Source organism: Janthinobacterium sp. SUN100 (assembly GCF_030397705.1).
In the GTDB taxonomy this organism is placed as follows: Bacteria; Pseudomonadota; Gammaproteobacteria; order Burkholderiales; family Burkholderiaceae_D; genus Janthinobacterium; species Janthinobacterium kumbetense.
Window position 1 is genome coordinate 144,485 of record NZ_JAPUBU010000006.1, and the last position, 13,419, is coordinate 157,903.

Genomic DNA, 13,419 nt, shown 5'->3' on the forward strand with positions numbered 1-13,419 from the left:
CGCGCCGCCTGGCCCCGGATTTGCCCGCAAATAGGACAAAAAATGCGCTGCGCGCCGCTTTTGTGCTTACAATCGTTGCACGCCCATGCACTTTTGCTCACATCCTATGCTCAATGCCGCCCCTGAATCCGGATTGACCGCCGCGCGCCAGCAAGCCGTCGTCGCGGCCCTGCTGGCCGTGCTGCCGGCCCGTTGCGTGCTGTCCGACGCCGAAGATACGCGCCCGTACGAATGCGATGGCCTGGCCGCCTACCGCCAGCTGCCGATGGTGGTGACGTTGCCCGATACGGAAGAACAGGTCATCGCCATCCTCGGCGTCTGCCGCGCGTTGAAGGTGCCGATCGTGCCGCGCGGCGCGGGCACGGGCCTGTCGGGCGGCGCCTTGCCCATCGCCGACGGCGTGGTGCTGTCGACGGCGCGTCTGAACCGCATCGTGCGCCTTGACGCGTATGCGCGCACGGCCGTGGTGCAGCCGGGTGTGCGCAACCTGGCCATTTCCGAAGCGGCGGCGCAACATGCCTTGTACTACGCGCCCGACCCGTCCTCGCAAATCGCCTGCAGCATCGGCGGCAACGTGGCGGAAAACTCGGGCGGCGTGCATTGTCTGAAATACGGCTTGACCGTGCACAATGTGCTGCGCGTGCGGGTTGTTACCATTGACGGTGACGTGCTGGAACTGGGCGGCGAATGCCTGGACTCGCCCGGCCTCGACTTGTTGGCCGTCTTCATCGGCTCCGAAGGCATGCTGGGCATCGTCACGGAAGTGACGGTCAAGCTGATCCCGAAGCCGGCCACGGCGAGGGTCATCATGGCGTCCTTTGACGACGTCGTCACGGGCGGCAATGCCGTGGCCAACGTGATCGCGGCCGGCATCATCCCGGCCGGCCTGGAAATGATGGACCGGACGTCGTCGCGCATGGTCGAACCGTTCGTCAAGGCCGGCTACGACATCGACGCGGCCGCTATCTTGCTGTGCGAAGCGGATGGCACGCACGAGGAAGTGGAAGAGGAAATCGCCCGCATGACGGCCGTGCTGGAAGGGGCGGGCGCCAGCGCCATCGCCGTGTCGCAGTCGGAAGCGGAGCGCATGAAATTCTGGTCCGGCCGCAAGAACGCCTTTCCCGCGGCGGGGCGCATCTCGCCCGACTACTACTGCATGGACGGCACCATCCCGCGCAAGCGCCTGGCCGAAGTCCTGACGGGCATCGCCGGCATGGAAACGACGCATGGCTTGCGCTGCGCCAACGTGTTCCACGCGGGCGACGGCAATTTGCACCCCTTGATCCTGTTCGACGCCAACATGCCCGGCGAATTCGAGCGCGCCGAAGCGTTTGGCGCGGACATCCTGGCCCTGTGCGTGGCCGTGGGCGGCACCATCACGGGCGAACATGGCGTGGGCATGGAAAAGATCAATTCCATGTGCGTGCAATTTACGCGCGCCGAACTCGATGCCTTCTTTGCCGTCAAGCGCGCCTTCGATCCCCATGCCTTGCTGAACCCGGACAAGGCGATTCCCACCTTGAACCGCTGCGCCGAATTCGGCAAGATGCATGTGACGGCGGGACGCCTGCCGTTCGCCAACCTGCCCCGTTTTTAATTTTCCGGAGACCCCCTTGCAAGCGATAGCGGAACAATTCAGGCAGCAGATCCTGGCGGCCAGCGCGGCGGGCCGCCCCTTGCGCCTGCGCGGCGGCGGCACGAAGGACTGGTATGGCCAGCAACTGGCAGGCGAGGTGCTCGATACGCGCGCGTATGCGGGCATCATCGACTATGAACCGACGGAACTGGTGATCACGGCCCGCTGCGGCACGCCGCTGGCCGAGATCGAGGCGGCGCTGGCCGCGCGCAACCAGATGCTGGCCTTCGAGCCGCCCCATTTCGGGCCGGGCGCCACGGTGGGCGGCGTCGTCGCCAGCGCCCTGTCCGGCCCGCGCCGCGCCAGCGCGGGAGCCTTGCGCGACTTTGTGCTGGGCGCCGTGCTGATGGATGGCCATGGCCAGCGCCTGGCCTTCGGCGGGCAGGTGATGAAGAACGTGGCCGGCTACGATGTCTCGCGCCTGCTGGCGGGGTCCCTGGGCACCCTGGGCCTGATCCTGGAAGTGTCGCTGAAGGTGCTGCCCTTGCCGCTGCGCGAAGCGACCTTGCGCCTGGAATGCGCGGAAATCGCCGCCTTGCGCTTGCTCAATGAATGGGCGGGCAAGCCGCTGCCCATTTCCGCCAGTTGCTGGCATGACGGCGTCTTGAGCGTGCGGCTGTCCGGCGCCGAGGCGGCCGTGTCGGCGGCCCTGCAATCCTTGAATGGCGAGTTGCTGGCGCAGGAAGACGCGGCCGCCTTCTGGCTGTCCGTGCGCGAACAGACGCACGCTTTCTTCGCGGGCGCGGGCAGCCTGTGGCGCCTGTCGCTGCCGCCGCACGCCAGCGCCGTGATTGTAAAGGGGCGCCAGCTGATCGAATGGGGCGGGGCGCAGCGCTGGCTCAAGCTCGACGGCGATGCCGATGCGGCAGGCAGCCAGCACATCCGCCAGGCCGTGGCCGCGCTTGGGGGCCACGCCACCCTGTTCCGCGGCGGCGACAAGGCCGTGGGCGTGTTCCACCCGCTGGCGCCGGCCATTGAAAAAATCCACCAGCGCCTGCGGCACGCTTTCGACCCGGCCGGCATCTTCAACCCGCACAGAATGACTTGAGCGCATGCAAACCAATCTCGCCGATTTCATCAAGAATACGCCGGCAGGCGACGAAGCCGAAGCCATCCTGCGCGCCTGCGTGCATTGCGGCTTTTGCACGGCCACCTGTCCCACCTACCAGTTGCTGGGCGATGAACTCGATGGCCCGCGCGGACGCATCTACCTGATCAAGCAAGTGCTCGAAGGCGCGCCCGTCACGGCCAAGACGCAGACGCACCTGGACCGCTGTCTGACCTGCCGCAACTGCGAATCGACCTGTCCCTCGGGGGTGCAGTACGGGCGCCTGGTCGACATCGGCCGCAACGTCGTCGAACAGCGCGTGCAGCGCCCCTTGCGCGAGCGGGCGCTGCGCTTCGCCCTGAAGGAAGCCTTGCCGCGCCGCTGGCTGTTTACGCCCGTGTACAAGGCGGGGCAGGCGCTGCGGCCGTTGCTGTCGAAAGGCTTGCAGGACAAGCTGCGCCCCGGAGAAAAGGCCGGGGCATGGCCCGCGCGCCGGCATGCGCGCACCATGCTGCTGCTCGACGGCTGCGTGCAGCCGGCCATGTCGCCGAACATCAACGCGGCCACGGCGCGCGTGCTCGACGCGCTGGGCGTGCAATTGATCGTCGCGCCGAAGGCGGGCTGCTGCGGCGCGCTGCGCCATCACTTGAACGACCAGGAAGCGGCGCTGGACGACATGCGCCGCAATATCGACGCCTGGTGGCCCTACGTAGATTGCGTGGACAGCGCGGAAGCCATCGTCATGACGGCCTCCGGCTGCGGCGCCACGGTGAAGGAATATGGCCATCTGCTGGCGCACGACGCCCGCTATGCGGACAAGGCTCGGCGCATCGCGGCATTGACGCGCGACTTGTCCGAGATCATGCCCGCGTTCGAAGCGGAACTGGTGGCGCTGCTGCAAGGGCGCATCGGCAAGCGGGTGGCGTACCACCCGCCGTGCACGCTGCAGCACGGCCAGCAGGTGCGCGGCAAGGTGGAGCAGGTGCTGCGCGCCGTCGGCGTCGACGTGCGCCTGTGCGCCGACAGCCATCTGTGCTGCGGTTCGGCGGGCACGTATTCGATCCTGCAGCCGGCATTGTCGCAACAGTTGCGCGACAACAAGGTGGCGAACCTGGAAGCGTGCGAGCCGGAGATGATCGTGTCGGCGAATATCGGCTGCCTGAGCCACCTGCAGTCGGGCACGGAGACGCCCGTGCGGCACTGGATCGAACTGATCGACTCTGCCTTGACCCCGGTCAAATAGGCACTTCGCTGTATTGGGCGATGCGCCATTGCGGCGCCGGGATGAAATTGTTCGCCCACTCCAGCACGGCGTCGGCCGGCATGGGCCGGGCGATGCCGTAGCCTTGCGCCAGGTCGCAGCCCAGCTGGATCAATCGGGCGCCATGCTCGACGCTTTCCACGCCCTCGGCGATCACCGTCAAGCTGAAGGAGCGGGCCAGGCCGATGACGGCGCGCACCAGGTGCAGGTCGTCGCGGTCGTTGAGCATGTTGCGCACGAAACTCTGGTCGATCTTGACGATATTCGCCGGCAGGCGTTTTAAATATGACATCGAGGAGTAGCCGGTGCCGAAATCGTCGAGCGCAAACGTGATGCCCAGCGCCTGGCAGGCGCGGATGATGCGGCGCACGTCTTCGATGTCGTGCAGGGCCGACGATTCGAGGATTTCCAGTTCCAGCATGCTGGCGCGCACGCCGGGAAATTCGCCGAGGATGGTTTCCAGGCGCGAGACGAAGTCCGGTTGCTGGAAGTGGCGCGCCGCGATATTCACGCTGACGACCCAGTGCTTGCCGCAAGCGACCCAGCGCTGCATTTGCCACAGGGCCTGGCGCAGCACCCATTCGCCGATGTCGATGATCAAATCCGTCTGTTCCACCAGCGGCAGGAATTGCGCGGGCGCCAGCACGCCGCGGCGCGGGTGCTGCCAGCGCAGCAGCGCTTCCATGCCCACTACCGTGCCGGCGCGCATGTTCACCTTGGGCTGGTAGTACAGCCGCAGTTCGCCATTGATCAGGGCCTGGCGCACTTCCGTGCGCTGGTTGTGGTGGGTGCGCACTTCTTCATCGAGGTTGGTGTCGAAGAAGTGGTACTGGTTGCGCCCCGTCAGTTTCGCCTGGTAGACGGCGTGGTCGGCGTGGCGCAGCAGGCTTTCCGTATTCAAGTCCTTGCCCGCGTAGACGGCGATGCCGACGCTGGCCGTCACGTGCAGCGCCTGCTGGTCGCCCTGGTAGGGGCGGCTCAGTTCCTGCAGCAATTGCGTGATGTTCTGTTCGATGCTGGCGATGCTGGCCTGGCCGCACAGCAGCAGGACGAATTCATCGCCGCCCAGGCGCGCCGCGTAGTGGATCTGGCCCGTAAAGCCGTGCAGGCGGCCGGCCACCTGCTTGAGGATTTCATCGCCCGCTTCGGCGCCGTAGCGGTCGTTGATGGCCTGGAAGTGGTCGAGGTCGAACAGGCAGACGGCCAGCAGGCGCTGGCGTTCGCGCGCCAGGAACAGCTCCTGTTCGAAGCGGGCGGCCAGCGCGGCGCGGTTGGGCAGGCCCGTCAGCACGTCATTGTAGTTTTGCCACGACAGCTTTTGCAGCGCCTGCTGCATGTGCACGGTTTCGTTCAACTGTTCGCCCAGCTGGCGCTGGCTGGTCTTGAGCGAGGTCAGCAGTTCTTCGATATCGCCGGCCATGCCGTTGAACGACTGCGACACGGCTTGCGCTTCGGGCGTGGCGCCGGCCGCCAGGCGCACGGCGAAGTTGCCATCGCGGAAGCGGTCGGTCGCCTGCACGAGCCGCGCCAGCAGCTTGCGGTGCGACGCCAGGATCAAGCCCAGCAGGAGGAAGACGAGGACGATGTTGATGGTGCTGAGGACGGCCTGCCCGCGCACCCGTTGCCACACCTGCGCCAGGGGCAGGCCGGGCGTGTAATGCACGTCGAGGATGCCGTCGCCGCCATCCGGCAGCGCCACCGTCAGGCGGCTGCGGATGGCCGCCATGCCCGCCAGGCGTGCAAACCACGCCGGCACGCCGTCGGCCAGCGTGTCGGTCAGCTTGTTGTCGGCCAGCACTTCGACATGCGCGCCAGCCGTATCCCAGCGCATGGCGGCGAGGCTGCGGTTCAGCGGCAGGGCGCTGCGCAGCACTTGCCGCACGCTGTCGTGCATCGCATGCCGGTCCGTATGCACGGCCAGCGGCAGCACGCTATTGGCCAGGAACAGGTCGAGTTGCCGGGCTTCGCTCTGGTAGCGGGCATTGGCCAGCGCCGTTTCCGTCCCGAGCAGGGCGTGATAGCGAAAGGCGGAAACGGCGAGTATCAGGAAGGTAATAGGGATGAAGAGGCGGGAATAACTGCCCATCCGCATCCATGAAGATAATATTTTCCCAAAGACTGGCATCGTTTTATGATCGATATCTGCGAATAATTATGTAAACATTATCACCGATATTTGCTATTTGAAACACAATATTGATATCAAGCATGAAATAAATACAGTTTTATTGATTTCACATGATTGTTGTCTTAAGTCAAAGTATTGCGCTTCTACTCTTGTAGCAATTGCCGTATGTCGTCCGCCAGGCTGGCCGGCTTGCTGGCCGTCGCATAGCGGCGAAATACGCTGCCATCCTTGCGCACCAGAAACTTGGTGAAATTCCATTTGATCGATTGCGTGCCCAATATGCCGGGCGCCGCCTGTTTTAATTGGGCAAAGACAGGATGGGTATGCGGGCCATTCACGTCGACCTTGGCAAACAGGGGAAAGGTGACGCCGAAGTTTTTTTCGCAAAAGGCGCCAATTTCCTCGTTCGAGCCCGGTTCCTGTTGCCGGAATTGATTGCAGGGAAAACCCAGCACGACCAGTCCCTGGTCGTGGAATTCGCGGTACAGCGCTTCGAGCCCCTGGTATTGCGGCGTGAAGCCGCAGGCGCTGGCCGTATTGACGATCAGCAGTACTTTGCCCTTGTAGCGCGCCAGGTCGATCGGCGTGCCGTCCAGCGCCTCGGCCTGGAAATCGTGGATGTTGGTCATGTCAGAGTAGTCCCAGTTTGGTGGCGCCCGCCTGCGGGGCCGGTTCCGGCGCCGTTGCGCCCTTGAGCTTGATCGTCAGGCGCAGGTCGTTGACGGAGTCCGCATTGCGCAGCGCGTCTTCATAGCTGATGGCGCCCGCCTCGTGCAGGTCGAACAGGGCCTGGTCGAAAGTCTGCATGCCATGCTCGCGCGATTTTTTCATCAATTCCTTGATCTCGTGCACCTGGCCCTTGAAGATCAGGTCGCTCATCAGCGGCGAATTGAGCAGGATTTCCAGCGCCGCCTGGCGCCCGCCGCCATCCTTGTTGGGGATCAGCCGCTGCGAAATCATGCCCTTCAAATTCAGCGACAGGTCCATCAGCAACTGCTGGCGCCGTTCTTCGGGGAAGAAATTGATGATGCGGTCCAGCGCCTGGTTGGCGTTGTTCGCGTGCAAGGTCGCCAGGCACAGATGGCCCGTCTCGGCAAACGCGATGGCGTGGTCCATGGTGTCGCGGTCGCGGATTTCGCCGATCTGTATCACGTCGGGCGCCTGGCGCAGGGTGTTTTTCAGGGCCGTGGCCCAGTCGTCCGTATCGACGCCCACTTCGCGCTGGGTGACGATACAGTTGCCATGCGGATGGATGAATTCCACGGGGTCTTCGATGGTGATGATGTGGCCGTGGCTGTGGGCGTTGCGGTGGCCCACCATGGCCGCCAGGGTGGTCGATTTGCCGCAGCCCGTGGCGCCCACCATGATGACGAGGCCCCGCTTGCTCATCACGATGTCTTGCAGGATCGCGGGCAAACCCAGCCCATCGAGGGTGGGGATGGCGGTATTGATCAACCGCAAGACCATGCCTGCCTGGCCCATCTGCACGAAGGCGGATACGCGGAAACGCCCCAGTCCTTCCGGGCTGATGGCGAAATTGGCTTCGCGGCTGGACTCGAACTCGGCCGCCTGGCGCTCGTTCATGACGGCGCGCACGTAGCCGGCCGCCTGGGCCGCGTCAAGCGCGCCGCCAGCCAGCGGCGTCAGCTTGCCGTCGAGCTTGATGGCGGCGGGAAAGCCGGCCGTGATGAACAGGTCGGAGCCGCCCCGTGCGCGCATCTGCGCCAGTAGCGCATGCATGGCGCCATAGTGTTCGTGCGTCGTCTGCATGGCTTATCCGGGGAAGTTTTCAGGGGACTTGGCGGCCGAGCGGGCCGTTTCCGCCGAGATCGTGCCGCGCCGCACCAGGTCGGTGAGGCACTGGTCCAGGGTTTGCATGCCCACGTTGCTGCCCGTCTGGATGGCCGAATACATTTGCGCCACCTTCGCTTCGCGGATCAGGTTGCGCACGGCCGGCGTGGCCAGCATGATTTCATGCGCGGCCACGCGGCCCGCGCCGTCTTTGGTTTTCAGCAAGTTTTGCGAAATGACGGCTTGCAAGGATTCGGACAGCATGGCGCGCACCATTTCCTTTTCTTCGGCGGGGAAGACGTCGATGATGCGGTCGATCGACTTCGCCGCCGACGAGGTGTGCAGGGTGCCGAATACCAGGTGGCCCGTCTCGGCCGCCGTCAGCGCCAGGCGGATGGTTTCCAGGTCGCGCAATTCGCCCACCAAAATCACGTCCGGGTCTTCGCGCAGGGCCGAGCGCAGCGCATTGCTGAACGAATGCGTGTGCGAACCGACTTCGCGCTGGTTGATCAGGCATTTCTTCGGTTCATGCACGAATTCGATCGGGTCTTCGATGGTCAATATATGGTGGTTCAGGCGCTCATTGACGTGGTTCACCATGGCCGCCAGGGTGGTCGACTTGCCGGAACCCGTCGGGCCCGTCACCAGCACGAGTCCCCGCGGACGCATGGCCAGCTCGCCGAAGATGCGGGGGGCGTTGAGGTCTTCCAGGGTCAGCACCTTCGACGGAATCGTGCGCAGCACGGCCGAGGCGCCCCGTTCCTGGTTGTAGGCGTTGACGCGGAAGCGCGCCAGGCCGGGAATCTCGAACGAAAAATCGCATTCCAGCGCTTCTTCATACGCCTTGCGCTGGCTGTCGTTCATGATGTCGTAGATCATGCTGTGCACTTCCTTGTGCTCGAGCGGCGCCACGTTCAGACGGCGCACGTCGCCATTGACCCGTATCATCGGCGGCAGGCCGGAAGACAGGTGCAGGTCGGAAGCCTTGTTGCTGACGGAGAAAGCGAGTAGTTCGGAGATGTCCATTTATAATCCCTGTGCCTGCATTGATGGGCTGGCGCACTGTGCCGCCGCCCCTATACACTAGAAAATGATTATGTCCACAATCGAACAGAACTTGCAAGCCGTGCGCGACAGTATTGCGCAGGCCGCCTTGGAGGCGCAGCGCGCCCCTGGTGACGTGACCCTGCTGGCCGTGTCGAAAACCTTCGGCGCGGACGTCGTGCTGGCTGCCATGCGCGCGGGCCAGGCGGCGTTTGGCGAAAATTACCTCCAGGAAGCGCTCGACAAGATTAGTGCCGTAAAGCTTGCGCTGCCGCAAGGCGCACCCGTCTGGCATTTCATCGGCCCCATCCAGAGCAACAAGACGCGCCCCATCGCCGAACATTTTGACTGGGTACATACGGTGGAACGGGAAAAGATCGCCGCCCGCCTGTCCGAGCAGCGCCCGGCCGGCTTGCCGGACTTGAATATCTGCCTGCAAGTCAATATCAGCGGCGAGGCCAGCAAGAGCGGCGTGACGCCGGCCGACTTGCCGGCGCTGGCGCATGCCGTGGCGCAACTGCCCCGTTTGCGCTTGCGCGGCCTGATGGCCATTCCCGAGCCGGAAACGGATGTCAACCTGCAGCGCGCCGCCTTTGCGCAATTGCGCGTGCTGTACGACCAATTGAAAGCGGACGGCCTGGCGCTCGATACCTTGTCGATGGGCATGTCGGCCGACTTGCGCGCCGCCGTGCTGGAAGGCGCCACCATCGTGCGCGTGGGCAGCGCCATCTTTGGTTCCCGCACTTACTCTTAACTGATTGATAGAAAGCATAGCCATGACGACAGAATTGAATATCGCCTTTGTGGGCGGCGGCAACATGGCGGCGGCCCTGATCGCCGGCCTGGCGGGTAAATTGACCCTGGGCGGCAACATCCACGTGATCGACCCGCATGCGCCCGCGCTGGAAAAACTGCAGGCGCAGTTCGGCGTGACGACGGCTTCCGCCGCCGGCGACGCGCTGCGCGCCGTGGACGTGATCGTGCTGGCCGTGAAACCGCAAAGCATGCGCGACGTGGCGGCGCAGTTGCTGCCCTTCCTCGACGGAAATAAGGCGCCATTGATCCTGTCGATCGCGGCCGGCATCCGCGCGGCCGACCTGTCGCGCTGGCTGGGCGATTATCGCGCCATCGTGCGCTGCATGCCGAACACGCCAGCCCTGATCGGCATGGGCATCACGGGCATGGTGGCCAGCAGCGGCGTGAGCGATGAGCAAAAGAAGACGGCGGACGCCATTCTGCGCGCCGTCGGCCAGACCGTCTGGCTCGATGACGAAGCGAAGATCGACCCTGTGACGGCCGTGTCCGGCAGCGGTCCCGCCTATGTGTTTTACTTTATCGAAGCGATGCAGCAGGCGGCCGCCGAGCTGGGCCTGACGCCGGAGCAGGGCACGCAGCTGGCGATTGCCACGTTTACGGGCGCGGCGCAGCTGGCGGCCAATTCCAGCGAACCCGTGTCCTTGCTGCGCGAGCGGGTCACGTCGAAGGGTGGCACGACGTATGCGGCGCTCACCAGCATGGAAGAGAGCGGCGTGAAGGCGGCCATCGTCAAGGGCATCAAGGCGGCCGCACAGCGGGGGCGCGAGATGGGAGACGAACTGGGAAAGTAAGTGGTCAAGTAATTACATGACCTTGACGGCGCGGCCGATGTATAAAACCGGTCCCGTCGGCCGGCCCGTGGGCGAGCCCGTTGCCGGTTCCAGGGTGATTTCAAACAGTTGCTCCGGCTGCAACGGCGGCAGCTTGTCCAATGTCAACTTGAGGCTTTGCCCCGGCTTGACCAGGCCCAGCGAGACGGGCGCGCCCCAGTCCTTGCCCTTGGTCCAGAATTGCAGGGCCTTTTGCTGCGGCACGCTGGTCGGTCCCAGCGGGATCAGGCTCAGGTCGCGGTTCTTGCCGCCACGTCCGCCCGCCTGCACGATCCAGCCCGGCGATTTGTCCTGCGGCGCCACCAGCACCACCAGGTAGCCGGGTCCGCTGGGTGTTTGCAGTTGCACGCTGACCAGCACGGCCAGCGCGGCCGTGGCCGCCAAGCCGCCGCCCGCCAGCACTCTCCAGAAGGCCAGGCTGTTCCACCACGCTTGCCAGCCGCCCGCCTGCCGCACGGCCGAAGGCGTCAACAGGCTGGCGCTGATGCGCGGCCACAGTTGCGCCGAGGGCGTTTCGGGCGGCGCCAGGGTCGTCAAGGGCAGCAGACGCCGTTCCCAGGCTTCGACGGCGTCGCGCAAGGCTGCGTCGCGCGGCAAGCGCTGTTCCACTTCCGCCCGTTCGGCCAGTTCCAATGTGCCCAGCACGTATTCGCTGGCCAGCCTGTGCAATTCCTCGTCGCTGTTGTTCATCCCATGCACTCCCGCAAGGCGGCCAGGCCCCGCTTGACCCAGGCCTTGACGGTTCCCAGCGGCGCTTGCAGGCGCTGCGCGATTTCGCTGTGGGAACAGCCATCGACGTAGGCGTACAGGATGCTGTTGCGCTTCGATTCGTCCAGGTGGCCCAGGCAATCGTGCAGCTTGCCCAGGTTCGCCTGGTCGGCATAGGCTTCGCCCGCATCGTGGCTGTGGCGTTCGTGCAGCAGGGTTTCCACGGTATCCTCGTCGGCCGGTACTTCATGGGCGCGGGCGCGCGCCACGTCCAGCGCCTGGTGCCGCACCACCACATAGATCCAGCCCTTGCCGCTGCCGCGCGTGGCGTCGAAACTGCCGGCGCGGCGCCAGATATTCAGGAAGGCGTCGTGCAGCACGTCTTCGGCCAGGGCCCGCTGGCGCACGATGCGCAGGGCCACGCCCAGCAGGTAGCGGCTTTCCTGCTGGTACAGGCCGTGCAATGCCTGCTGCTCGCCCCTGGCGCAGGCGCGCAGGGCGGCATCGTAATCGTAGGTGGCGGCTTGGGCTGGCAAGGTTGGCGCAATCGTCAAGAGTGAACGGTTAGCAAGTTTTCAAGGCCGAGTATAGGCCAGAAACCCGCTTGCCAACCGTTGTTTTCCTGTTTTACAACGCCTAACAAAACCGTAGCGAGCGGAAGGGAGAGGTGGCTAAGAAGCGCAACCGTACTTTAGTACGGTGAGCATCGCAGGCCGCCTATCACGACGCGCAGCAGGTTTTGATAGGTGTGCTCATGCGGCTTTCCAGAAGATGTAGTCGGCTTGATAGGGCACCCATTGCTTGGCGCCGATGGATTCCATGCCGCAGGGGCTGCTTGGCGCCACGCCGCCGCTGGTGGCCACGCGCTGGATGTAGCTGACGCCCTGCATGGCGCCGCTGCCCGTGGCCGGATTGGCCTTCACCAGCTGGTACGGGATATTGCCCGCGCCGGCCGGCGCCACGGCCACTTGCGTCGCCGTCACTTTCGAACCGTCCAGGTTGGCCCAGGTGGCCGGTGGACCGACATACGTGCCCACCTGCATGCCGCTGCGGTCGTTCAAGGCCGCGTCCGGTCCCACGAAAACCCATTCATGGCCCGTCATGTCTTTCTTGGCCTTGCATTCGTAGGCGATCTTGCCTACGCCCACGGTCTGCATGGCCACCTGGTGGCCATCGGGCACCTTGACGGCGTTCGGTAATTGTTCTTGCGAATAGCGCGCGCTCATGGGGGCGCAAGCGCTCAGCAGCAGGGCGGCGCCCAGCACAGCGAGGGCGGGAACGGCGTGGCGTGGGGCGGTGAAGGCAAGCATGGCAAACTCCTGGTAGTTGGCTCAACCGGCTGGTTGATACCATTACTACGCATGGGTCTGCCATTTGGATGCAGCCGGGTCAAAAATATTTTATGACGGCGTTTCTTTCTTGCTGAAACGCTGCGCCAGCGCCAGCAGGACGGGCATGGCGGTGGTGGCGTGCTTGAGCAGCGCGCCGCTGGCCCGCAGCAGCGGCAGGATGCGGCGCGGACGCACCAATGCCAGGCCCAGCACGGCGCCGCCCACCATCAGGGGAATTTTGAAACGCGTGGCCAGGGTGTGGCGCAGATTGCCGCCCGTCAGCGGTTCCAGCAACTGGCGCGTCTGCACGCCCAGGGCCAGGCGCTGCAGCGCGCATTCGGCCAGCAGCGCGTCGCGCCGCTGCGCCAGGCTGGCGGCCGTGTGGACACTGGACAATTTGGTGGGGTGCGTGGTCATGGCCGCTCCGATCCCCGGCGCGCCAGCAATTGCAGCTCGTCCAGGTCTTTGTTCAGTTCGGAAAGTGTAAAAGAAAGCAGTTTCGGCTTGCTGCGGAAACTGGCGCGCACGCCCAGCAGGGTGGCGATGGCGGCGACGATGAAGACGGCGGCCGTGACGGCGATGGCGGCGATGCGGTGCGTATCCCAGAACAGCACGATGACGAGGAACACGATCAAGACGAGGCCGACAAACAGGCACAGCAGTGCCAGCATGGCCAGCGCCAGATAGGACAGGAAGCGCAGCGACTCTTCTTCCATTTCCACGGCCGCCAGGGCCAGACGGGTCTGGACGATGGCGGCGAGGGTCGCTGCGACTTGGGCGACATGGTGCACGATAGCCATATGCTGCCTTTCGCGTCAGGTGACGG

The 13,419-nt window shown here is 64.7% G+C and carries 14 protein-coding genes; 5 read left to right on the top strand and 9 right to left on the bottom strand.

What is annotated here, in order from left to right:
- Positions 1 to 106 precede the first annotated feature (106 nt).
- Genes O0881_RS26280 through glcF form a run of 3 tightly spaced genes read left to right on the top strand, consistent with a single transcriptional unit; the run spans position 107 to position 3,927 of the window.
- A complete protein-coding gene (locus O0881_RS26280) occupies positions 107 to 1,597 on the top strand; it encodes an FAD-linked oxidase C-terminal domain-containing protein (RefSeq protein WP_289913616.1) in 1,491 nt (496 codons plus the stop codon).
- A gap of 16 nt (positions 1,598 to 1,613) precedes the next feature.
- Positions 1,614 to 2,684: a glycolate oxidase subunit GlcE gene (gene glcE / locus O0881_RS26285; protein ID WP_289913617.1), complete on the top strand. Its 1,071-nt coding sequence runs from the start codon at positions 1,614 to 1,616 to the stop codon at positions 2,682 to 2,684.
- A gap of 4 nt (positions 2,685 to 2,688) precedes the next feature.
- Positions 2,689 to 3,927, top strand: a complete 1,239-nt coding sequence (glcF, locus tag O0881_RS26290) for a glycolate oxidase subunit GlcF (RefSeq protein ID WP_289913618.1) — start codon at positions 2,689 to 2,691, stop codon at positions 3,925 to 3,927.
- Here the strand turns inward: glcF and O0881_RS26295 are convergent.
- The 4 genes from O0881_RS26295 to O0881_RS26310 all read right to left on the bottom strand — a co-directional run bounded on the left by O0881_RS26295 (position 3,920) and on the right by O0881_RS26310 (position 8,890).
- Positions 3,920 to 6,031 (bottom strand): EAL domain-containing protein, encoded by a 2,112-nt coding sequence (locus O0881_RS26295; RefSeq protein WP_099665478.1) that lies wholly within the window; start codon positions 6,029 to 6,031, stop codon positions 3,920 to 3,922. The two genes, glcF and O0881_RS26295, sit on opposite strands and share 8 nt — an antisense overlap.
- 185 nt (positions 6,032 to 6,216) lie before the next feature.
- A complete protein-coding gene (locus O0881_RS26300) occupies positions 6,217 to 6,702 on the bottom strand; it encodes a glutathione peroxidase (protein ID WP_289913619.1) in 486 nt (161 codons plus the stop codon).
- Position 6,703: 1 nt separating this feature from the next.
- A complete protein-coding gene (locus O0881_RS26305) occupies positions 6,704 to 7,843 on the bottom strand; it encodes a PilT/PilU family type 4a pilus ATPase (protein WP_289913620.1) in 1,140 nt (379 codons plus the stop codon).
- A gap of 3 nt (positions 7,844 to 7,846) precedes the next feature.
- Positions 7,847 to 8,890 (bottom strand): type IV pilus twitching motility protein PilT, encoded by a 1,044-nt coding sequence (locus O0881_RS26310; RefSeq protein ID WP_289913621.1) that lies wholly within the window; start codon positions 8,888 to 8,890, stop codon positions 7,847 to 7,849.
- A 70-nt stretch (positions 8,891 to 8,960) separates the two neighbouring features.
- On the opposite strand from O0881_RS26310, the gene O0881_RS26315 reads away from it, so the two are divergent.
- Positions 8,961 to 9,662, top strand: coding sequence for a YggS family pyridoxal phosphate-dependent enzyme (locus tag O0881_RS26315; RefSeq protein ID WP_289913622.1), 702 nt, complete (start codon positions 8,961 to 8,963; stop codon positions 9,660 to 9,662).
- Positions 9,663 to 9,684: 22 nt separating this feature from the next.
- Positions 9,685 to 10,515 carry a pyrroline-5-carboxylate reductase gene (proC, locus tag O0881_RS26320; protein WP_289913623.1) on the top strand — a complete coding sequence of 277 codons (831 nt, stop codon included), beginning with the start codon at positions 9,685 to 9,687 and terminating at the stop codon, positions 10,513 to 10,515.
- Between the two features lie 12 nt (positions 10,516 to 10,527).
- Here the strand turns inward: proC and O0881_RS26325 are convergent, their stop codons facing one another.
- From O0881_RS26325 to O0881_RS26345, 5 genes are all read right to left on the bottom strand, one after another.
- Positions 10,528 to 11,244: an anti-sigma factor gene (locus O0881_RS26325; protein WP_289913624.1), complete on the bottom strand. Its 717-nt coding sequence runs from the start codon at positions 11,242 to 11,244 to the stop codon at positions 10,528 to 10,530.
- The gene (locus O0881_RS26330; RefSeq protein ID WP_289906831.1) at positions 11,241 to 11,798 is read right to left on the bottom strand and encodes a sigma-70 family RNA polymerase sigma factor; all 558 of its coding nucleotides are present in this window, start codon (positions 11,796 to 11,798) and stop codon (positions 11,241 to 11,243) included. The genes O0881_RS26325 and O0881_RS26330 overlap by 4 nt, the downstream gene beginning before the upstream one ends.
- A 216-nt stretch (positions 11,799 to 12,014) precedes the next feature.
- On the bottom strand, positions 12,015 to 12,572 hold the full coding sequence (locus tag O0881_RS26335) for a DUF3455 domain-containing protein (RefSeq protein WP_099665472.1): 558 nt from the start codon (positions 12,570 to 12,572) through the stop codon (positions 12,015 to 12,017).
- 90 nt (positions 12,573 to 12,662) lie between these two features.
- On the bottom strand, positions 12,663 to 13,010 hold the full coding sequence (locus O0881_RS26340) for a hypothetical protein (protein WP_077399688.1): 348 nt from the start codon (positions 13,008 to 13,010) through the stop codon (positions 12,663 to 12,665).
- Positions 13,007 to 13,393 carry a phage holin family protein gene (locus O0881_RS26345; RefSeq protein WP_289913625.1) on the bottom strand — a complete coding sequence of 129 codons (387 nt, stop codon included), beginning with the start codon at positions 13,391 to 13,393 and terminating at the stop codon, positions 13,007 to 13,009. The genes O0881_RS26340 and O0881_RS26345 overlap by 4 nt, the downstream gene beginning before the upstream one ends.
- Positions 13,394 to 13,419 lie beyond the last annotated feature (26 nt).